This is a genomic window from Actinocorallia libanotica (assembly GCF_039525175.1).
In the GTDB taxonomy this organism is placed as follows: Bacteria; Actinomycetota; Actinomycetes; order Streptosporangiales; family Streptosporangiaceae; genus Actinocorallia; species Actinocorallia libanotica.
In genome coordinates this window covers 100636-121138 of sequence record NZ_BAAAHH010000002.1, presented here as the reverse complement: position 1 = coordinate 121138, position 20503 = coordinate 100636, and the positions used below count along the sequence as shown (strand labels likewise).

Sequence of the window (20503 nt, the reverse complement as noted above, 5' to 3'; positions counted from 1 at the left end):
CCTGCGGTGGAGGGCGGGTGGTTCAGGCCGCGGTCTCGGTCCAGGCGAACGGGCGGAGCGGCTCGTCCACGGGGGCGTCGGTCATGCGGTTGGCGAGAGTGGACATGGTGTAGGCGCCGATGCCCAGAACGACCTCCAGGGCGTTCTGCCGGGTATAGCCGTGGTCGAGGAAGTCGTCCATGGCCTTGGCGGAGACCGCTCCGGAGGTGGCGAGCACCTCCAGGGTGAAGCGCCGCAGCGCCTCCAGCGGCGCGTCCTCCAGGGGCCGCGTCTCCCGCAGGGCGGCGATCAGGCCGGGGCCGGCGCCCAGCCCGGTCAGCTTGGCCGTGTGCATGGCGACGCAGACGTGGCAGGCGTTGCGGGTGGCCATGGTCATGATGACCACCTCCCGCGCCACCGGGTCCAGGGAGGTGGTCTCGAACAGCGCGCTCATCCGCAGGAAGCCGTCCAGCAGCTGCGGCGACTCGGCGAGCCGCGCGACGGCCGCGGGCAGGTATCCCGTCTTCTTCGCGACCGCCTCCATGGTGCGGCGGGCGGCGGGCGGGGCGGTCTCGAGGGTGTGGTCGGTGAACGTCATGAGGACGCGTCCCCTAAGATAGACAACGTGGTTGTCGAAACAGTAAACCAGGTTGACGATGTCCGCAACGGCTGACGGACGTCCGGGCTTCGAACTGCCCCTGCTGCTGCTCGCCGGATTCCGCGCCCTCATCGACGAGCTGCACGCCGAGCTCGCCCGCCAGGGCCACCCCGACGTCCGCCCCGCCCACGGTTTCGCCATGCAGGCCATCGGCCTTCCCGGCAGCTCGGCCACCGAGGTCGCCCGCCGTCTGGGCGTCTCCAAGCAGGCGGCGGGCAAGACCATCGACCGCCTGGCCGAACTCGGCTACGCCGAACGCGTCGACGATCCCGCGGACGGCCGCCGCAAACTGGTGCGCCTGACCCCGCGCGGCCTCGACTCCCTCACCCGCTCCGCGGTGATCTTCGACGCCCTGCGCGCCCGCTGGGCGCAGGCCCTGGGTCCCGCCCGCCTGTCCGACCTGGAGGACGCCCTGCGCACCGTGGCGCCCCCCGCCGGCCTCGACACCGTCAGCTGGTTCTCGGGCTCCTGACGAGGCGTGGCGCACAAGCGCGGCGGGAAAGCAGAACGGACCGCCGGGAAGGCGGTCCGTTCGGGCGGTGCGGTCAGTACTGGCCGGCGGCGAGCATCTGCTCGATCTTGAGATCGGGGTACTCGCGCTCGATGGCGCGCAGGCGCCACTTGTCGGTGAACAGGGCGAGGAGGTCGCCGGTGAGGGAGCGGGTGAAGACCTCGACGCCGCGCATCTTGGCGAGCTGCTCGGCGGACGCGGCGTCCGTCATGCGGCACTCGTTGAAGTCCATCGTGGTGAGCACGACGGGGGAGTTGAACTCGTGCTCCATGCGGTGGGCGACGACCTCGAACTGGAGGGGGCCGACCGCGGCGAGGACGGGCGCCTGGTCGCCGCGGACGTCGCTGCGCAGCACCTGGACGGCGCCCTCGCTGTCGAGCTGCTCGATGCCGCGGCGGAACTGCTTGTACTTGCCGACGTCCTTGGCCCGGCAGACCATGAAGTGCTCGGGGGCGAACGCGGGGATCGGCGGGTAGGTGACGGCGGGGCCGTCGTAGAGGGACTCGCCGACGGTGAGGCCGTGGGTGTTGGGCAGGCCGACGACGTCGCCCGGGTAGGCGGTGTCGACGGTCGTGCGGTCGCGGCCGAAGACCGTCTGGGCGTGCTTGGTGACCAGGCCGCGGCCGGTGGATCCCATGGTGAGGGTCATGCCGCGCTCGAACCGGCCGGAGCAGACGCGGATGAACGCCAGCGAGTCGCGGTGCGCCTTGTCCATGCCGGCCTGGACCTTGAAGACCTGGCCGGAGAACGGCGCCTCCACCGGGCGGGGCTCGCCCTTGGCGTCCGGGCGGGCGGCGGGCGGCGGGGCGTAGGTCTCCAGGGCGTCCAGGAGGGCGCTCACCCCGAACTGGGGCAGGGCCGCGCCGAACAGCACCGGGGTGGAGATCCCGCCGGTGTAGGCCTCCATGTCGAGCTCGGCGCCGATCTCGGTGAGGAGGGTGAGCTCCTCCACCGCGGTCTCCCACAGGTCCCCGAGCTCGGCGGCGGCGTCCTCGGCCGACATCCTGACGGCCTGGGCGCGGCCGCCGCCCGGCGCCGGGATGAACTTGGTGAACGAGCCGTCGGCGCGGCTGATCAGGCCGCGGAAGTCGCCCGCGACGCCCACCGGCCAGTTCAGCGGGGCGGCGTGCAGGCCGATGCGCTGCTCGATCTCGTCCAGCAGCTCCAGGGGTTCCCGGCCGGGCCGGTCCCACTTGTTGACGAACGTGATGATCGGGACGTTCCCGTGCTTGCAGACGTCGAACAGCTTGAGGGTCTGCGCCTCCAGGCCCTTGGCCGAGTCCAGCAGCATGACCGCGCCGTCGACCGCCGAGAGCACCCGGTAGGTGTCCTCGGAGAAGTCGGCGTGGCCGGGCGTGTCCAGCAGGTTGAGCAGGGCGTCGTGGTAGTCGAACCGCAGCACCGAGGAGGTGATCGAGATGCCTCGGCTGCGCTCCATCTCCATCCAGTCGGACGTGACGCCCGCCCGGTCGCCCTTGCCGTGCACCGCGCCCGCGGTGGAGATCGCCGCCGCCTGCACGGCCAGCGCCTCGGTGAGCGTGGACTTGCCGGCGTCCGGGTGGCTGATCACCGCGAAGGTGCGCCGCCGCGCGGCCTCGGCCGAGACCTCGTCGCTCTTCGCCTTGACGGTGGACACCGCATACCCCTCTCGAAACGCCGGTTCAGCCTTTCCACTTTACGGGGAGCGGCCCCCTGCCGGTGCCATGTCAGTAGTGGCCGCCCTGGTAGCGGACGGAGAGATCACCCGCGCTGTTCCTGGCGTAGATCCGGTGGAGGGCCCCGGCGGTCTGCTCCACGGAGACCTCGCGGGACCCGGCGACGTTCTCCGCGTCGACGAGGTAGTCGGCTCCTCTGGGCACCTGGATGTTGAGGTTCCCGGCCAGGGTGCGGGCTTCGACGTTCGTCGGGGCCGCGGTGAAGCCGAGATAGGCGTCGCCCGCCTCGGCCTTCACCACCACGGACTTCGAGCGGGAGTCCACGATCCACACGTCGCCCGCGACGCTGGTGACGTCGAGGTCCCCGGGGAGGTTCTCCAGCCGGACGCCGCCCCCGGAGAGGTCGACGTCGACCTTTCCGGTGAGGTCGCGGACCGCCACGTACCCCCCGCCGGAACGCACCGAGAGGGGCGTCTGCTCCGGAACGCTCAGCCGGTAGGAGGCGTGGCACGGCTGCACGATCTCTATCGGGCAGTCCATCTTGATCCGCAGGGTGTCGCCCTCCCAGGTCTCCCGGACCTCCGGCCTGAAGGTCGACCACTCCAGGTCCCGGACGACCCGCACCTGGCCGGCGGGCCCCGGTTCGATCTCCACGGAGACGTTCTCGAGCTCCAGGGACAGGCTGGTGAGGGAGCGCTTGTAGACATCGACGGACGTCGCTCCGCTCTCCAGCAGCAGGTCCATGACGGTGACGAAGGACGCGCACAGCACCGCCAAGGTGAGGAGGACTCCACCCGCCCGCCAGGCCGTGCGCTTCCGCGCGTCCGGGCCGGGGGCGGTCTCGTCGTCGGTCTTCATGCCCGGCCTCCCAGGAAGCGCAGTACGGCCAGGACCCGGCGGTGGTCACTGTCGGCGTGACGCAGGTCGAGCTTGGCGAAGATGTTGTTGATGTGCTTGGCCACCGCGCTCTCGCTGACGACCAGCGCGGCGGCGACGCCCGCGTTGGAGCGGCCCTCGGCCATCGCCTTGAGGACGTCGAGCTCGCGGGGGGTGAGGCGGTCCAGGGGGTCGCTGCGCCGCCGGACGAGCAGCTGGGAGACGACCTCGGGGTCCAGGACGGTGCCGCCCGAGGCGACCCGGCGCAGCCCGTCCAGGAAGTCCGCCACGTCGGCGACCCGGTCCTTCAGCAGGTAGCCGACCCCGGCGGTCTCCCCGGACAGCAGGTCGGTGGCGTAGTGCTCCTCCACGTACTGGGACAGGACGAGGACCCCCATCTCCGGCCACTGCCGGCGGATGACCAGCGCCGCGCGGAGCCCTTCGTCGGTGTGCGTCGGCGGCATGCGGACGTCGGTGACGACGACGTCCGGCTGCTCGCGTTCGAGTTCCGCGAGCAGTTCCTCGGCGGTCCCCACCGCCGCCTGGATGGTGAACCCGGCACGTTCCAGCAGCCGGATGAGGCCTTCTCGCAGCAGGACCGAGTCTTCGGCGATCACGACGCGCACGGGAGCTCCGCGGTGAGGGTGGTGGGACCGCCCACAGGGCTGTGGACGGTGAGGGTTCCGTCGATGGACTCGACGCGCTGGGCCAGGCCGCGCAGGCCGCTGCCCTTGCCGGGGTGGGCGCCGCCGACCCCGTCGTCGGTGACGACCACCCGGACGACGCCGCGGACGTGGGAGACGGCCACTTCCGCGCTCCCGGCCCGGGCGTGCTTGGCGGCGTTGGCCAGGGCCTCGGACACCACGAAGTAGGCGACGGCCTCGGTGGTCGGGGACGGACGTGCGGGGAGGTCCACCGCCAGCGTCACGGGAACGGGGGAGCGGGCCGCGATCCCCGAGAGGGCCGCGTCGAGCCCGCGGTCGTTCAGGACGGCCGGGTGCAGCCCCCGGACGAAGTCGCGCAGCTCGGCGAGGGCCAGCTTGGCCTCCTCGTGCGCTTCGGCGATCTCCGGCAGGTCCGGGTTCATCGCCCGCGCCATCCCGAGGTTCATGGCCAGCGAGACGAGCCGCTGCTGGGTGCCGTCGTGCAGGTCGCGTTCGATCCGGCGGCGCTCGGCGTCGGCGGCGTCCACCACCGCGCTGCGGCTCTCGGTGAGGACCTCGACGCGGTGCGAGAGCCTCTTCGCCTGGTCGGGCCCGAGGAGCGCACGGGCCATCGCCACGTCCAGGGCGGTCAGCGCGCGCACCACCCAGGGCGTGGCGAACAGCAGGAACACCCCGAGGAGGAGCAGCGCGGTCTCCAGCTGGGCGTTGGAGGGGTCGAGGAGAGAGGTATCGCGCAGCAGGCGCGGTGCAGCCAGGGAGAGGGCGGACAGGAACAGCAGGCCGAAGGCCGTGCTCCAGAGGGCGGCGACCAGGAGGGCCGAGCCCGTCTCCGTCACTCCGGCGGCGACGTGGAAACCCGCCTGCCGCCAGGTGCTGCGATCGAAGGCCTCGGCCGCCACGCGTTCACGGAGGCCCTCCGCCGGCTTCCGGGGAAGCGGTTCGATCCGCTGGCCGAGAAGGCCGGCGAACCGGCTCCGGTGCAGCCTCGCCAAGCCCCACACGAGGGGGAACAGGAGGGCGAGGACCAGGGGGAGGGTCACCAGGAGCATGGCGGAGGAGCACAGCAGGGCCAGCAGGACCAGCCCCGCCCCGGAGACGAGCGCGCCCGTGACCAGATGAACCGTGGCCCACCAGGTCCGGGCGCGCACCGGTCCGAGGAGGATCTCGCGCCAGAGCGCGTCGGGCTTGTTCCTTTTCACGGGGTTCACGGTAGGGAACTCCGCTGACCAGGGCGATCCCCCTGGTTTCCGTATCGGGGGTGCACCTAGTGCCACCCCGGCCGTCACCCCTTCTGAGCGGCGTAGGCCAGGACGTCGGAGCGGCGGTAGAGGCGGCGTACGCGGCCGCCGCCCAGGGGGAGCTCCTCCGCCGGGGCGGGCCAGCCCTTCGGGGGACGGGAGGCGTAGACGGTGACGGTGCTCGGGGCGAGGCCGAGGAGGCGGCCGGCCTCGGCGAGGGTGAGCAGCTCCTTCTCCTCCCGCGCCGCGGGAAGGGAGCGGTACCAGGTCGTCCATTCCCCGGCGTTCCAGTAGAGGGCCTTGCCGTGGCGGTGGGCGGGTTCGGGGTGGCCGTTGGCGGCGCGGGCGGCCCACAGCTCCTTCAGGGCGTGCCTGGAGAGTCCGTGGGCCTCGGCCAGCTGGTCGCGGGTGGCCAGGCCCGCGGGGACGGACGCCTGCGTCTCGCGGGAGGAGTACCAGGCGTGCCAGGCGTCGGAGTCCCAGGTGAGCTGCTGCCCCCGCCTGCCGTCCGGTTCGGGGTGGCCGTTGGCGGCACGCTCCCGGAACCACTTCTCCAGGGTGCTCCTGCCCAGGCCGTAGCGGGACATGATCTCTGCGCGCGTCACGGAAGCCATGTGCCGAGTCTCGACCATGCGTGCACGCTTATACGGCCGCGACGGGGTCTGAGGGTAATCTTCAACCATCATGAGAGGGCCAGCGGTGCGTTTCACGCTGCTCGTCGCCGGTGCGGCGGTCGCGGCGGCGGCCGCGGCGTATCTCGTTCCGGACCGGGACGGCCTGGCGGCGGCGGTGGAGTCGGCGGGTGGCCTCAACCCGCTGCTGGCGGTGCTCGGCGCCTGGGTGCTGGTCCTGGCCATGGTGCCGCGCACGGCGCTGGCGTTCGTCGGCGGGCTGCTGTTCGGGCTGGGTCCGGGCGCGGGGTACGTGCTGGCGGGGGCGCTGCTGGGCGCGAGCACCGCCTTCCTCATCGGCCGCTTCCTGGGCCGCGAGTTCATCGACGGCGTGCTGTCGCGGGAGCATCCCGGACGGTGCGGCGCGCTGGCGGCCCGGACGGCGCGGCTCGACCGGTGGCTGGGCCGCAACGGGATCATCGGCGTGGTGATGGTCCGGTTCCTGCCGATCGCCCCCTACGGCCTGGTCTCCTATGCCTTCGGCACCTCGGCGACCCGCTACCGGGACTTCCTGCTCGGCAGCGCGGTGGGCGTCCTTCCCTCGACTCTGGGGTATGCCGCACTGGGCGCCGCCGTCTTCGGCCCCTCCGCGGCGACGATGGGCGTCGCCGTCGTCGGAGGCCTGGGACTGCTGAGCCTGGTGGTGACCATTGGACTACACCGAGTACGCAAAAACGAGCCCCACCCGTCGCCAGGACCGTCAAGACCGGATAACTTGAACATGGTCCGCCGGTGACCACAGAGAAGTGAGACTCCTGGAGGTCCCCCCGTGAAGATCCTGCTCGCCGGAGCCACCGGCGTGATCGGCCGCGCGCTGGTGCCCCTGCTCGTCGAGGCGGGCCACGAGGTGTCCGGCACCACCCGCCGCCGCGCCAAGGGCAAGCTCCTCGAAGGGCTGGGCGCGCACCCGGTCATCGTGGACGTCCTGGACGCCAAGCGGCTGCGCAAGGCGGTCAAGGCCGAGCGCCCCGACGTCGTCATCCACCAGCTCACCGACCTCACGAGCGGGGACTTCGCGGCCAACGGCGCGCTGCGCGCCGCGGGCACCCGCAACCTCGTCGACGCCGCGCTGGCGGCCGGCGTCGAGACGATGGTCGCGCAGAGCATCGCCTGGCTGTACGTGCGCGGCGAGCGGCCCGCGACGGAGACCGACGCGCTCGACCCGGCGCTGCAGCCGTACCAGAGCATCGCCTCGCTGGAGCAGGAGGTCGCGCGCATGCCCAAGGGCGTCGTCCTGCGGTACGGCGCGTTCTACGGGCCGGGCACCTGGTACGCCCCGGACGGCGCGATCGCCGACCGGGTGCGGCGCGCGGAGCTGGCGCTGACCCCGGCGTGGACGTCGTTCGTGCACGTGGAGGACGCCGCCGCCGCCACGGTCGCCGCCCTCGGCTGGGAGTCGGGTCCGGTCAACATCGTCGACGACGAGCCCGCCACGTTCCAGGAGTGGCTGCCCTCCTACGCCGAGGCGCTGGGCGCTCCGGAGCCGAGGTCGATCCGGCACGCCGCCGCCACCGGCCGCCCGGTCTCCAACGCCAAGGCCAAGGAGCTGGGCTGGAAGCCGCAGTACCCCACCTGGCGCACCGGGCTGCTGGCCGAGGCCGCTCCGGCGGAGTAGCGCCGCCGGGGGCACCTTTCAGAAGCCGACCGTGTACCAGAACCTCAGGCGCTGGTCCGACAGGCGCTCCCAGCCCCATTCCTTGGCGAGGAAGTCGAGGATGTACAGGCCGCGGCCGCTCTCCCGATCGCTGTCGGGCTCGTAGCGCAGGGCGGGCTCGCCCTGCCCGCCGCGGTCGACGACCTCGACCCGCACCAGCTGGTCGGTCAGTTCGACGGTGAGCTCCACCATGCCGCCGGGACGGGCGTAGAGCACGCTGTTGCCGAAGGCCTCCGAGAGCAGCTGGACCGCCGCGTACTCGGCGGGGTGCTCGTGGCCGAGCCAGGCGGACAGCCACCTGCGCGCCACGCGTACCTGTTCCGGCAGGCCGGGCAGAGTGGTGCGCGTGGCGGTCAGCATGGTCGGTCCTTCGGTCGTTCGAACTCTTGTTCCATCGCCGGGCCTCCTGCGGTCGTGCGGGACGCGACCGGTGGCTTCCAGGGCCGGACCGCAGCGGATGGGACCCGCCCGAGCCTCCGTGTCGCTACTCTCTGAGTGTGAGGCGCAACGGGGGGTCATGTAAAGCGCTTTCGTGGAATATTCCACATCCGTTCGTGCAGGCACTCGGGGAGCACACACCCAGGAGGGAACCATGACCTCAGGGCGTACCAGCCCGACCGTCCGCCGCCGCCGGCTCGCCGCCGAGATGCGCCGTCTCCGCAGCGCCCGCCAGGCCAACCTGGACGAGGTGGCCAGGGGCTCCGACGTGGGGCGGACCACCGTCTACCGCATCGAGCAGGCCTCCCACGCGCCGAAGGTGAACGACATCCGGGCGCTGTGCCGGTACTACGGCCTCGGCGAGGAGGAGACGGAGGCCCTGGTGGCGCTGGCCAGGGAGAGCCGGCAGCGGGGCTGGTGGCAGCGCCCCGGCTCCTCCTCCGCCATCCCCTCCTGGTTCGAGACCTACGTCGGGCTGGAGGAGGAGGCCTCGGAGCTGCTGGTCTACGAGCCGGAGGTGGTCACCGGGCTGCTGCAGACCGAGGACTACTGCCGGTCGCTGCTGCGGATCGACCCGGTGCTGCCCGAGGAGGGCATCGCCGAGCGGGACCACCGGGTGGCGGTCCGGCTCAAGCGCCAGGAAAGGCTGAACGGCCCCGACGCGCCCAAGCTCTGGGTGATTCTCAACGAGGCGAGCATACGCCGGGTGGTGGGCGGCCGAACTGTCATGAAAAAGCAGTTGGAACAACTCATCGCGCTCTCTCGGCCGCGCCGGGTGACGTTGCAGGTACTACCATTCTCGGCCGGTGCCCATGCCGCCGCCGATGGTTCATTCCACATTTTGCATTTTCCCCAACAGGCGCATCCCTCGATCGTGTACCTTCAGTTCCGCCGCGGCAGCCTCTATTTGGAGGAGCAGGCGGATCTCGCGGAGTACATGGAGATCTACGAGCACCTGCGCGCCGTGGCGCTCTCGCCGGAGTTGTCCATCGAGCAGGTCGCGGGGGAGCTCGCGTCGGCGCAGGAATGAACCATAGGAAAGCGGGGTCTTCTTCATGCTGGAATCCACCAGCCTCACCTGGCGAAAGAGCCGTCGAAGCACGCAGAACGGGGCGTGCGTGGAGATCGGCGTCTCCCATGGCGGTGTACCGGTGGCCATCCGGGACAGTAAGAACCCGGAGGGTGGGAAACTGGCCTTCTCGCGGTCGGAACTCCGTTCCTTCATGACGAGGGTGAAGACGCTCTAGCCGGTTATCGGATCAGTTCGGCGCGGCACTTCGGTGCCGCGCCGAACTGTTTCACCGGCATTTCCCGGTGGGCGGTGTTCCCCGCCGGAATTCTCGATTTGTAATTTTCCAGATCAGTTCCGGTGGCGGATTCCGTGAAAGAGCGCGACGACCCCGGCGAGCCAGGCGGCGCCCGCGACGATGAAGAAGCACAGCACGTAGTCGTCGAGCGTGGTGACCGCGCCCCCGCCGGTGAGGATCGCCGCGACGACCGCGCCCGCGACCGCCCCGCCCGCCGTGCGCACCAGCGAGTTGATGCCGCTGGCGATGCCGCTGCTGTCCATCGGCACGTGCGCGACGGCCAGCGTGCCCAGCGCCGCGTAGGCGACGCCGAAGCCCAGGCCCTGGAGCGCGCCGTAGACGACGAAGTCGAGGCCGTTCGAGTTGGAGAGGGCCAGCCAGAAGTAGGCGGCACCGGCGAACACCGAGCCGATCGCCAGCGCGAACGCCGGGCCGGTGCGCTCGGCCAGCCGCCCGGCGTAGGTGGAGGCGAAGAACATGACGGCGGTGTTCGGCAGCGAGTACAGCCCCACGTCCAGCACCGAGCCGCCCAGCCCGTACCCCGCGCTCGGCGGGGCCTGGATCAGGTTGGAGATCAGCGTGAACGAGGAGTACATCGAGAAGCCGAGCAGCAGGGACATCAGGTTCGCCGAGAGGGACCGGGGGCCCACCAGCAGCGAGAGCCGCACCAGCGGCTCGGGCACCCGCTGCTCGACCAGCACCCAGCACGCGCACAGGACGGCCGAGGCGGCGAACAGGCCGAGGACGCGCCCCGACGTCCAGCCCCAGGTGTTGCCCTGGCTGACGGCCAGCAGCAGGGACAGCAGCATCAGCGCGGTGAGGACGGCGCCGGGGTAGTCGGGCCGGCCGCCGTGGCCGCCTCCCGCGGCCGGCACGCAGGCGGCGACGAAGGCCAGGGAGGCGGCGCTGAGCACGGCCGCCGCCCAGAAGACCGGGGCGTGGTGGGGGGTGACGGTGGCCAGCAGGCCGGTGACGAGCATGCCGAGGGTGCCGCCGATGCCCATCGTGGCGCTGACGAAGCCGATCGCGCTCATGATGCGGGCGGGCGGCAGCACGTCGCGGATCACCCCGACCGCCAGCGGGAAGACGGCGACGCTGACGCCCTGCACCGCCCGGCCGAGGAACAGCATGCCCAGCGAGGTGGCCAGGGCGCAGAGCACGGAGCCGGCGAGCAGCAGGCCGAGGGCGGTCAGGATCAGCGGCTTCTTGCCGTACATGTCGCCGAAGCGCGACAGCAGCGGGGTGGCGACGGCGCCCGACAGCAGGGAGGCGGTGAAGACCCAGGTGGCCGTGGTGATCGAGGCGTCGAACTCGCTCATGAGCGCGGGCAGCAGCGGGATGACCAGGGTCTGCTGGATGGCGACGAGGGAGCAGCCGACGGCCAGCGCCACCAGGATCAGCCGGGGCCGGGGAGCGGAGAGGGAATCGGTGGCGGGAGGGTCGAGGGTGCTGGTCACGGCGGTGGGCTCCTGGGGGCGCTCCCGGAATACTGGTTTGTCGAACCCCCGTAAGTTATCGAGGAGCGCGCCGCCGCGAGCCGTCAGGTCCGGCTCAGCGGAAGCAGCGGCAGCCCGTCATCGCCCACTGGGTGACCGAGGAGCCGGGGCCCGAGACGTGCTCGTACTCCGCGCAGAGCATCTGGACGACGAACAGGCCGCGCCCGTCCTCGGCCAGTTCCTCCGGGGGGACCGCGGGCCCGGCCGCCGCGAGCAGGAGCTCGGTCTGGGCGGTGACGTCGCCGCGCAGCACCGGCTTGCCGGTGGGCGGCGCGTGGTGGACCAGGCGTCCCCAGACGCGGTCCCCGCCGTGGACCACGCTCAGGGACACCTTGCCGCCGCCGCCGTGCTCGGCGCAGTTGCCGAGCAGCTCCGACACCACGAGCAGGAACTCCTCGCGCAGGGGGCAGTCGGGGCCGAAGAGGCCCCGAAGCCAGCTGCGGGCCGCCGTCCCGGCCCGCAGGTCCACCGGAAGGGTCCGTTCCGCCGTCCACCCGGGAGACGTGGACGGACCCACCTGGCTGTCGACCGCGGGTGTTGGGTTCACGGCTCGCTCCAGTCAGCGCGCTTCCGACGGACGTGCCTAAAACTAGGGACCGGACCGGGGCCCCGTCCAGGTTGTTTCTCGGAGTTTCTTCAGGGTTTTGCGGCCTCGATCAGATTCTGCGCGGTACGGCCGTACACCGAGGCCTCCACCAGGTGTTCGAAGGTCTTGAGGTAGTGCTCGACATCCGCGGGCTGGCGGTTACGGATCTGTCCGGCCACCAGATCCGGACGGACCTCATCGGCGTCGTAGACCCAGAATCCCTCCCACGGCCAGACCGTGCGGGGCGCGCGCAGGGGAAGGACGCCCAGGGAGACGTTCACCTGGCCGCCCACGAAGTGCAGCAGCCGGTCGAGCTGCTCCCGCATGCCCTCCTCGTCGAGCATGGGAGCGTACAGGGCCGCCTCGGAGACGACGAAACTGAAGCGCTTGGTGCCGTCGGCCAGGTGCTGCTGGAGCTTGAGCCGCTCCTCCGTGGCGGCGTCCACGTCGTTGGGCACCTCGCGGAACTCCATGATGGCCGTCAGGTGCGCCTTGGCGTAGGCGGGGGTCTGCAGCAGCGACGGGATGGGGCTGTGCTGGAAGATGCGGAACTCCGACGTGCCCTCGTACCGGGGGTTGAAGGACTCCTGCACCCGGCGCAGGCCCGTCTGCTCGATGCGGCGCCACTGGATGTAGAGGTCGTCGATGTTGCGGACGGCGGCGATGAGGTCGGGCACGCTCTCGGGGTTGCCGGTGGCGGTGCACCAGACGCGGATGTCCCGCTCGGTGGGGATCTGGACCCCGTTCTGGATCTTGGAGACCTTGGACTTGGCCCAGCCGACCTCGGCCGCGAGCGAGACGGTGTTGAGCGGCGAGGCGGCGAGCAGCTGCCGCAGCCGCGCCGCGAGGATGCTGGCCGCCTCGTCGGCCCGTTCCTTCGTAGTGGGCATCCCCCGAAAGTACGCTCTTCGCCGCGAGTTGTCGCGGAGAGTTTCTAGATCACTTCGGTCGGCCGCGGCGAAGCGAGGACCGGTCGAGGTGATCCCACGGGGGCACGGGGGTCGCCCTCCGGTCGAACGGGCTCGGCTCTCCGGGACGGCCGGGTTCAGGCGAGGTCGGACGGGTCGGTGTTGGCTCCGCACAGGACGACGGCCGTGGTGCCGGGGCCGCTCTCGAAGCGGGACAGGCCGGCGTAGGCGGTGGCGGCGGAGTGCTCGACGGCGAGCCGGTAGCGCTCCCACAGCCGCCGCCGCGCGTCGATGATCTCCAGGTCGGTGACGAGGACGCTGTCGGAGCGGGTGGTGCGCGCGGTGTCCAGGGCGAGCCGCGACGCGCGGCGGGCGCCCAGGGCGTCGGCGGCGACGGAGTCGACGGGGACGTCCACGGGCCGTCCCGCCTCCAGGGCGGCGTTCAGCGCGCGGCAGTCCTCGGGCTCGACGACGACGGTGCGCAGCCCGTGGTGGTCGGCGGCGGTGGCGACGCCGGTGAACAGGCCGCCGCCTCCGGCCGAGACGACGATCGTGGCGAGGTCGGGGACGCGGGCGCGGATCTCGTCCACGAGGGTGCCCGCTCCCGCCGCGATCAGCGGATCGTCGTAGGCGTGCGAGGCCAGTGCCCCGGACGAGGCGGTGAACTCGCGGCAGGCGCCGAGCGCCTCGGCGTACTCGGCGCCGACCTGGCGGACGTCCGCGCCGTAGCCCCGCAGCCGTTCGACCTTCACCTTCGGCGCGGTCTCCGGGACGAAGACCGTGGCGGGCACCCCGAACAGGCCGGCCGCCCAGGCGCAGGCCATGCCCGCGTTGCCGCCGCTGGCGATCGCCACCCCGGCCTCGGGCAGTGTCCCGGCCTCGCGGTGGGCGAGCAGCAGGTTCAGCGCGCCGCGTGCCTTGAAGGTGCCGGTGTGCTGCAGGAACTCCAGGGCGAACCACAGCGGGCCGTCGGCGTGCGCGGCGGCCGCCTCGCGGACGCGCGAGCCGATGCGCCGGGCCGCCTGCACGACGTCGTCATAGGTGATCTTCTGAGCCTCCACACCTGTCTCCTACCACCACATTTCCCCCGACAATCACGAGGGAAGGGCGGGAACCAGCCGAGAACGGGCATAGGAGATGGCGGAGGGCGTGTCGGGGAAGAGCAGCCCGTCCCGGCGCAGGTGCCCGGCGACGCCCAGGGCCGCCAGCACCTGGTCGTGCTCGGGCCGGATGCCCGAGAGCAGGACGGTGACGCCGCGCTGCTCCAGCCGGGTGATCGCGTCGCCGAGGATCTGCGCGCCGGTGGCGTCCAGGGCGGTGATCCGGGACATGCGCAGGATGACGACCTTCACATCGGCGGTCTCGGTCAGCTCCAGCAGGAAGCGGTGCGCCACCCCGAAGAACAGCGGCCCGTCGAACCGGAAGACGACGATGTGCTCGTCGAGCAGCCGCTGCTCCTCCGCGCCGTGGTCGCCGTCCTCCAGCGGGAGCTGGTCGAGGCGGGCGGTGCGGGCGACGGCGCGCAGCGCCACCAGGACCGCCAGGGCCACGCCGATGGCCACCGCGGTGACGAGGTCGAGGGCGACGGTGACGGCGAAGGTGAGCAGCAGCACCAGCCCGTCGCCGCGGGTGGCGCGGGTGATGGCGCGCAGCGAGCCGACCTCCACCATGCGCACGGTGGTCGCCAGCAGTACGCCCGCGAGCGCGGCCAGCGGGATGCGCCCGACCAGCCCGGACGCGGCCAGCACGATGACGGCCAGGACGAGGGCGTGGGTGAGCGCGGCCAGCCGGGAGCGCGCTCCGGCCCGGACGTTGACGGCGGTGCGGGCGATCGCGGCGGTGGCGGGCACGCCGCCGAAGACGGGCGCCGCCAGGTTGGCGATGCCCTGCCCGAACAGCTCGCGGTCGGGATCGTGCTTCTCCCCGACGGTCATGCCGTCGGCGACGGTGGCGCACAGCAGGCTCTCCAGCGCGGCGAGCGCCGCCACCGCCAGCGCGGAGGGCAGCAGCGCCGCCATCGTGTCGACGGCCGCGAAGTCCAGGGACGGGGCGGGCAGCCCGGAGGGCAGCGCTCCGATCCGGGCGACGTCCAGCCCGGCGGTCTCGGCGGCGAGCGTGGCCAGCACGATGCCCGCCAGCGAGAACGGGACGGCGGGCTTGAAGCGGGCTCCGGCCAGCATCAGCGCGGCCACCGAAAGCGCCATGACCGGGGCCGCGTACCCGGGGTCCCGGAGGTAGGCGAGCAGCGCCTCCCAGGCGGCCCGCCACACCTTCTCCACGTCCGGGGCCGCCACGCCGAGCGCGGCGGGCACCTGCTGGAGCGCGATGACCACCGCGATGCCCGCGGTGAAGCCCTCGATCACCGGCATCGGGAGGTACTGGGCGAACCTGCCGGCGCGCAGCGCGGCCAGCAGGACGAGCACCAGCCCGGCCATCAGCCCGACGAGCAGCACTCCCTCGGGCCCGTACCGGTGCACGATCGGCACCAGCACCACCGTCATCGCGCCGGTGGGCCCGGATACCTGGAGGTTGCTGCCGCCGAAGACGGCGGCGAGCGCCCCGGCGACGATCGCGGTGACCAGCCCGGCCTGGGCGCCGAGCCCGGAGCTGACGCCGAAGGCCAGCGCGAGCGGCAGGGCGACCACCGCGACGATGAGCCCGGCGAGCAGGTCGCGGCCGGGGGAGCGCCGGGCGGGCCGCCAGTCGGATCTGGCGGGCAGCAGCTCGGGCAGCCGCTGGAGCAGCGCGGGGCCGGCCATCAGGTCTCCTGCGCGCGCAGCGCGGCCAGCAGCTCGCCCTGGTCGGTGAGCATGTCGGTGAGGATGCGGCGTGCGGCGCGCAGCAGGTCCGCCACGTCGGGGGTGCTCAGCGCGTAGACGACGGTGCCGCCCTCGCGCGTGCCGGTGACCAGGCCGGCGCGCCGCAGCACCGCGAGCTGCTGGGAGAGGTTCGACGCCTCCACCTCCAGCTCCTCCAGCAGCTCGCGCACCGGGCGGGGGCCGTCCTGGAGCAGCTCCAGGACGCGGATGCGCACGGGGTGGCCCAGGGTGCGGAAGAACTCGGCCTTGGCCTGGTACAGCGGAACGGGCACGCGGTACTCGATTCACGGAAGGGAGATGACGACTTGAGTATGCTTTGAATTGAAGAATTCTTCAAATCGGGAGGAAAGGGAAGGGCCCGCGGCGCCGCGGGCCCGGGGGGAGGGGCTCAGTAACCCCACAGGCGGGTGATCTCGCGCAGGTCCTCGGGCACCTCGTCGCGGGAGGGCAGCGGACGGGCCGGCTGGATCCTGCCGGACTTGAGGTTGGCGCTCCAGTCGCCGAAGACCGGCTTGATCGGGCCGTGGTCGTGGGCGCCGTAGTCGAGCATCGAGGACTCCCACGGGACGCCCAGGTAGGCGCAGATCTTCTTCGTCACGTCGGCCGGGTCGGCGGTCAGGTCCTCGTAGCGGACGGTGATGCCCTCCAGGCTCTGCCGCGCGGTCTCGACGCCCACCACGTAGTCCAGGACCTCCTTGACGACGGCGTCGCGGTCGGCGTCCTTGCGGCGGTTGAGCACCGACTCCACGACGGACGCCGGATGGCGCTGCAGGAAGATGTAGCGCGCCCCGGGCCAGGCCGAGGAGATGCGCTGCCACTGCAGGGCGTTGGAGGGCGTCTTGTCGACGATGATGGACTTGCGGCTCTTCAGCAGCTCGTGGTGGAGCACCCGGTCCCACAGCAGGTGCTCCAGCTCGGTGAGGCTGAGCCCGACGGCCTCCATGATGTCCGCGGAGTACTTGCGGCTCGGCTCCACCTTGAGCGTGCGCAGGTGCAGCTCATGCGGGGCGCGGACGCGCGAGTGGCTGTTGAGCAGCATGCGCAGGAGCGTCGACCCCGACCGTACTGACGAGAGAACGAAGACCGGCGAGGCGACCAGGCGTGTGGCCGACCGGTCGGGCAGCGGCGCCCTCCGCTTGAGCGCCACGCCCGGAGGCCTCACGGCCTCGAGCAGGTGTGCTCCCCTGCGCCGGATGGCCTTCTTGATCACGCGCTTGCGCTTGGCGTCCTGCATCCTTCATCCCGGGGTCGACTGCTCCTGACGCCCAGGACGGTACCGGTATGTCATGAAAAATAGATAAAGATTCCGGAACATTAGAGAATATTCATGCAACCTTTGGGGCGGGCGGGGTGTCCGCCGCGCAGAGGTCGCGCGCCATGAGCGTGGCGCCGGCGACCGCGCCGGGCATGAACAGCACCGCGCCGAGCGGGATGAGGAACAGCGCGGCGGTGGCGGTGCCGAAGCCCAGGACCGCGGGACGCCGCGTCCTCAGCAGGGCGAACCGCTCCTTGCGCCGGATCTCCCGGCGCTCCATGGCGATGCCGGTCAGCTCCCCGGTGAGGAAGTAGCCCGAGACGACGAGCGCGACGACCGGGACGACGGTCTGGCCGACGACGGGGATGAAGCCCAGCGCGAAGAACAGCACGCCGAAGGCGAGCGCGGCGACGCCCAGGACGAGCGCGTCGCGGACGCTCCGGCCGAGACCGCGCCAGAACGGCTCGTCGGGCTCGGGCGGCGCGCCGCCGACGGAGTCCTCCACCCGGGCGGCGAGCGCCTCGTAGAACGGCTCCCCGATGATGAGGGTGACGGTGGTGAACAGGAGCAGCGAGACGAACAGCGCGGCGCCGAACACCGCGATGCCGGCGGTGAGCCGCAGCGCCTCGCGCACCCCGGACGCCCAGTCGTCGGCGAACGGCGTCATCCACCGGACGAGGTCGCCGACCTGGAAGCCCAGCCAGGTCAGCAGGCCGCCGAACAGCAGCAGCGCCAGCAGCGCGGGGACCAGGCCGAACGCCCACTGGGCCGGACGCCGGGCCGTCCAGGCGATGCCCCGCCCCAGATAGCGCACTCCATCGACCACTTCCCGCTCCTTCGCGCCGCCGGTTCCTCTCGCGGTGATGAGTCTGCCAAAATGGCGCCCCGGTTCGGCCGGTGCGCCCCTTAATCACACGGCGTGCCGATCGTGCCACGCTTCACGTCTATCTTTTTGATATCGATACACATCGTCGCCGCCCGGTCACGCTGAACGAAAATGTCGCCGTTATCGACCTTTCTCGTCGGAAGAAAAAACGGGTTTCGTGGTATCGGCCTTTTCGGGCAGGGCTTACACTCGCTCGGCAGGACACCGCCTCGGGTCGTGAACCCCCCTCATGACGTTCCGTGGCCAAGCGGGAACGTGCTGGTACGACCGTCGCTCTCATGGCCGTTCCGCTCACTCGGATCTTTCCGGTGTCCTCATTTTGGACAGTGGTTAAAGTCTCTTCACCTTCAGTACTGTGGGCGACCCTGGTCGGCCAGGAGACACGCAAATCGGAGCGGAAACGTTGTTCAAACGCAGAAGATCTCCAGTACCCCGCGGTGGGCGCCCCATCCTCCGGCGCATCGCCGCGCTGCTGGTCATACCGCTGCTCTCGCTGACGGCGCTGTGGGGGTACGCGGCGACCACGACGATGGACGCCGCTCTGAAGAAGTTCAACTTCTCCGATAACTACGACCTGCTCGGCATCCCCGCGAACGAACTGATGTACGTGCTCGGCCTTGAGCGGTCGACGGCGGCCATGGTGGTGGCCGGCAACGGTCCCGCCGCCGCGGCGGCCCAGCAGGGGCTCACCAAGCTGATGGGCGCCACCGACCAGAAGGTCGCGTCGTTCATGGCCACGCTCAAGGACCCGAGCGCCATCGACGGCCTCAACGACAAGGCCCGCGCCAAGCTCCCCAGCACCCGCAAGGCACTCGAAGGACTGGGCGAGATCCGGGCCAAGGTGGTCCCGGGCGGCCGCACCTCCGCGATCGAGGTCATCAACGACTACAGCGCCCTCATCGAGGAGCTGTTCCGGATGTGCACCTCCTTCACCAGCGTCAACGACCTGGAGGTCGCGCGTGAGACCTCCGCGCTGATCTACATGGGCTGGTCGCGCGACCTGATGCTGCGCGAGGCCGCGCTGCTGAACACCCTGCCCAAGAACGCCCGGATCGACAGCGCCCGCCGCACCGCGTTCGCCGACTGGGCGGGCACCCGCAACCGGTTCTTCGCCCTGGGCCTCAGCGAGGTGTCGGGCAACATCGCCGAGATCCTGAACGGCTTCGCCCAGAGCCCCGAGTACCGCAAGTACGTCCAGCTGGAGCAGAACTTCCTCACCGCCAAGACGGTGCCGAACATCCAGGAGTGGCGGACGCTCAACGACCGCCTGGCCGGCGTCTGGATGCAGCAGGTCATGGCCAGCAGCGACATCCTGAAGAAGGAGCGCGTGGAGCCGGTCGGCCAGCGGATCGTGACGGAGTTCGCGCTGGTCGCGGGCCTCGGTCTGCTCGCGGTCATCGCCTCGCTCATCCTGCTCGCCCGGTTCGCCCGCAACATCTCGGAGGAGCTGAAGAGCCTGCGCGGCGCCGCGCAGAACCTGGCGCAGGAGCGGCTGCCCCGCGTCGTGGCCCGGCTGCGGCGGGGCGAGGACGTCGACCCCGGGGCCGAGGCGCCCCCGATCGAGACCGGCAAGACCCGGGAGATCAACGAGGTGGCCGAGGCGTTCGGCGCCGTGCAGCACACCGCGGTCGACGTGGCCGTCGCCGAGTCGCACCTGCGCAAGAGCGTCGGCCAGGTCTTCGTCAACCTGTCGTGGCGCAGCCAGGCGCTGCTGCAGCGCCAGCTCCAGCTGCTCGACACGATGGAGCGCAGCGCCTCCAGCCCCGAGGAGCTGGAGAACCTCTTCAAGCTCGACCACCTCACCACCCGCATGCGGCGGCACGCCGAGGGCCTGGTGATCCTCTCGGGCGCGCCCACCGTCCGCGCCTGGGACCACCCGGTCGAGATGGAGGACGTGGTCCGCGCCGCGCTCGGCGAGGTCGAGGACTACACCCGGGTCGAGGTCTCGGCCACCTCCGGCGTCGCGATCGAGGGCGAGGTCGTCGCCGACGTCATCCACCTGCTGGCCGAGCTCATCGAGAACGCCACGATGTTCTCCCCGCCCACCACCGAGGTGCTGGTGCGGGCCGAGGCCGTCGCCAACGGCGTGGCCGTCGAGATCGTCGACCGCGGCATCGGCATCTACCCCGAGCAGCTCGCCCTGCTCAACCGCAACCTCAGCCAGCCGCCGGAGTTCGACCTGGCCGACAGCGACCGGCTCGGCCTGTTCGTGGTGGCCCGCCTGGCCGCCCAGCACGGCATCAAGGTCACGCTCCAGCCGTCGGTGTACGGCGGCATCACGGCGGTCGTCCTGATGCCCGAGACGCTGACCGCCCGCGCCGACGGCGGCTCCCGCGGCCAGCGCGGGCAGCGGGTCGTGCAGGCGGGCGCGGGCGACCGGGCCGAGACCCGGGCGGTGGCCGCCGGCGCCCACCGCGGCCCCGTGCCCCCGCCGCCCACCGCGTCGTCCACCGGCACCGGCACCGTGGTGCCCGAACCGCCCGCGACCACGACGTCGGGCCGCTACACCCCGTCCGTTCCGTCCCTGCCCCCTTCGGTGCCCCCCATGGTCTCTGAGCAGTCTTCGCCGTTCACCGGATACGACATCCCCCCGGCCGTTCCGGAGACACCGCAGGAGCTGTTCCCCCCGGAGCAGCGGGGACCGGAGCAGAGCAGCGGAGGGGGCCGCGGCAGGCTCCCCCGCCGGAACCGTCAGCAGCACCTCGCGCCGCAGCTGCGCAAGCAGTCCGCGCCGGGGACGGACGGCTCCTACGACAACGACGAAGACGGTTTCGTCGAGCCCGACCCGGAGTTCAGCCGGGACCTGATGTCCTCGTTGCAGTCGGGATGGCTGCAGGGGCGTAGCCCGGAGGACGAGACCACAGAATTCGATTCCTATGACGAACGGGAGAGGCCGTGACT

21 protein-coding genes are annotated in these 20503 nt (G+C 71.6%); 6 read left to right on the top strand and 15 right to left on the bottom strand.

The genetic code is table 11. From position 1 onward, the window contains the following. Window positions 1-22: 22 nt before the first annotated feature. Window positions 23-577, bottom strand: coding sequence for a carboxymuconolactone decarboxylase family protein (locus ABD140_RS03640; RefSeq protein WP_344236668.1), 555 nt, complete (start codon window positions 575-577; stop codon window positions 23-25). Window positions 578-635: 58 nt separating this feature from the next. On the opposite strand from ABD140_RS03640, the gene ABD140_RS03635 reads away from it, so the two are divergent. Then, window positions 636-1109, top strand: a complete 474-nt coding sequence (locus tag ABD140_RS03635; RefSeq protein WP_344236666.1) for a MarR family winged helix-turn-helix transcriptional regulator — start codon at window positions 636-638, stop codon at window positions 1107-1109. Window positions 1110-1182: 73 nt separating this feature from the next. Here ABD140_RS03635 and ABD140_RS03630 read toward each other — a convergent pair whose 3' ends face one another. The 5 genes from ABD140_RS03630 to ABD140_RS03610 all read right to left on the bottom strand — a co-directional run bounded on the left by ABD140_RS03630 (window position 1183) and on the right by ABD140_RS03610 (window position 6196). Continuing rightward, window positions 1183-2784: a peptide chain release factor 3 gene (locus ABD140_RS03630; protein ID WP_344236664.1), complete on the bottom strand. Its 1602-nt coding sequence runs from the start codon at window positions 2782-2784 to the stop codon at window positions 1183-1185. Between the two features lie 70 nt (window positions 2785-2854). Then, complete coding sequence (locus ABD140_RS03625) at window positions 2855-3661, bottom strand: DUF4097 family beta strand repeat-containing protein (protein WP_344236662.1); 807 nt, start codon at window positions 3659-3661, stop codon at window positions 2855-2857. Continuing rightward, window positions 3658-4305 (bottom strand): response regulator, encoded by a 648-nt coding sequence (locus ABD140_RS03620; protein ID WP_344236660.1) that lies wholly within the window; start codon window positions 4303-4305, stop codon window positions 3658-3660. The genes ABD140_RS03625 and ABD140_RS03620 overlap by 4 nt, the downstream gene beginning before the upstream one ends. After that, a complete protein-coding gene (locus ABD140_RS03615) occupies window positions 4293-5543 on the bottom strand; it encodes a sensor histidine kinase (RefSeq protein WP_344236658.1) in 1251 nt (416 codons plus the stop codon). The genes ABD140_RS03620 and ABD140_RS03615 overlap by 13 nt, the downstream gene beginning before the upstream one ends. 83 nt (window positions 5544-5626) lie before the next feature. Next, window positions 5627-6196, bottom strand: coding sequence for a hypothetical protein (locus tag ABD140_RS03610; RefSeq protein ID WP_344236656.1), 570 nt, complete (start codon window positions 6194-6196; stop codon window positions 5627-5629). Window positions 6197-6281: 85 nt separating this feature from the next. On the opposite strand from ABD140_RS03610, the gene ABD140_RS03605 reads away from it, so the two are divergent. After that, window positions 6282-6989: a TVP38/TMEM64 family protein gene (locus ABD140_RS03605; protein ID WP_344236654.1), complete on the top strand. Its 708-nt coding sequence runs from the start codon at window positions 6282-6284 to the stop codon at window positions 6987-6989. 33 nt (window positions 6990-7022) lie between these two features. Then, window positions 7023-7868, top strand: a complete 846-nt coding sequence (locus ABD140_RS03600) for an NAD-dependent epimerase/dehydratase family protein (RefSeq protein ID WP_344236652.1) — start codon at window positions 7023-7025, stop codon at window positions 7866-7868. 18 nt (window positions 7869-7886) lie between these two features. Here ABD140_RS03600 and ABD140_RS03595 read toward each other — a convergent pair whose 3' ends face one another. Next, window positions 7887-8267 (bottom strand): ATP-binding protein, encoded by a 381-nt coding sequence (locus ABD140_RS03595; RefSeq protein ID WP_344236650.1) that lies wholly within the window; start codon window positions 8265-8267, stop codon window positions 7887-7889. Window positions 8268-8499: 232 nt separating this feature from the next. Here ABD140_RS03595 and ABD140_RS03590 point away from each other — a divergent pair, with 232 nt between their 5' ends. Both ABD140_RS03590 and ABD140_RS03585 read left to right on the top strand, forming a co-directional pair. Then, window positions 8500-9375 (top strand): helix-turn-helix domain-containing protein, encoded by an 876-nt coding sequence (locus ABD140_RS03590; RefSeq protein WP_344236648.1) that lies wholly within the window; start codon window positions 8500-8502, stop codon window positions 9373-9375. A gap of 25 nt (window positions 9376-9400) precedes the next feature. Further along, the gene (locus ABD140_RS03585) at window positions 9401-9592 is read left to right on the top strand and encodes a DUF397 domain-containing protein (RefSeq protein ID WP_344236646.1); all 192 of its coding nucleotides are present in this window, start codon (window positions 9401-9403) and stop codon (window positions 9590-9592) included. A gap of 113 nt (window positions 9593-9705) precedes the next feature. Here the strand turns inward: ABD140_RS03585 and ABD140_RS03580 are convergent, their stop codons facing one another. The 8 genes from ABD140_RS03580 to ABD140_RS03545 form a co-directional block, all read right to left on the bottom strand. Beyond that, window positions 9706-11109 carry an MFS transporter gene (locus ABD140_RS03580; protein WP_344236644.1) on the bottom strand — a complete coding sequence of 468 codons (1404 nt, stop codon included), beginning with the start codon at window positions 11107-11109 and terminating at the stop codon, window positions 9706-9708. A 94-nt stretch (window positions 11110-11203) separates the two neighbouring features. Next, the gene (locus ABD140_RS03575) at window positions 11204-11695 is read right to left on the bottom strand and encodes an ATP-binding protein (RefSeq protein WP_344236642.1); all 492 of its coding nucleotides are present in this window, start codon (window positions 11693-11695) and stop codon (window positions 11204-11206) included. An 89-nt stretch (window positions 11696-11784) separates the two neighbouring features. Then, the gene (locus ABD140_RS03570; protein WP_344236640.1) at window positions 11785-12624 is read right to left on the bottom strand and encodes a Scr1 family TA system antitoxin-like transcriptional regulator; all 840 of its coding nucleotides are present in this window, start codon (window positions 12622-12624) and stop codon (window positions 11785-11787) included. A gap of 155 nt (window positions 12625-12779) precedes the next feature. Then, entirely contained in the window at window positions 12780-13703 is a 924-nt protein-coding gene (locus ABD140_RS03565; protein ID WP_344236638.1) for a threonine/serine dehydratase, read from the bottom strand. Between the two features lie 33 nt (window positions 13704-13736). Then, a complete protein-coding gene (locus tag ABD140_RS03560; RefSeq protein ID WP_344236636.1) occupies window positions 13737-15401 on the bottom strand; it encodes a SulP family inorganic anion transporter in 1665 nt (554 codons plus the stop codon). Further along, window positions 15401-15733, bottom strand: coding sequence for an ArsR/SmtB family transcription factor (locus ABD140_RS03555; protein ID WP_344236634.1), 333 nt, complete (start codon window positions 15731-15733; stop codon window positions 15401-15403). The genes ABD140_RS03560 and ABD140_RS03555 overlap by 1 nt, the downstream gene beginning before the upstream one ends. A gap of 116 nt (window positions 15734-15849) precedes the next feature. Then, entirely contained in the window at window positions 15850-16695 is an 846-nt protein-coding gene (locus tag ABD140_RS03550; RefSeq protein WP_344236632.1) for a sulfotransferase family protein, read from the bottom strand. A gap of 91 nt (window positions 16696-16786) precedes the next feature. Further along, window positions 16787-17542, bottom strand: a complete 756-nt coding sequence (locus ABD140_RS03545; RefSeq protein ID WP_344236630.1) for an EI24 domain-containing protein — start codon at window positions 17540-17542, stop codon at window positions 16787-16789. A 463-nt stretch (window positions 17543-18005) separates the two neighbouring features. Here ABD140_RS03545 and ABD140_RS03540 point away from each other — a divergent pair, with 463 nt between their 5' ends. Then, window positions 18006-20501 carry a sensor histidine kinase gene (locus tag ABD140_RS03540; RefSeq protein ID WP_344236628.1) on the top strand — a complete coding sequence of 832 codons (2496 nt, stop codon included), beginning with the start codon at window positions 18006-18008 and terminating at the stop codon, window positions 20499-20501. Window positions 20502-20503: the final 2 nt, after the last annotated feature.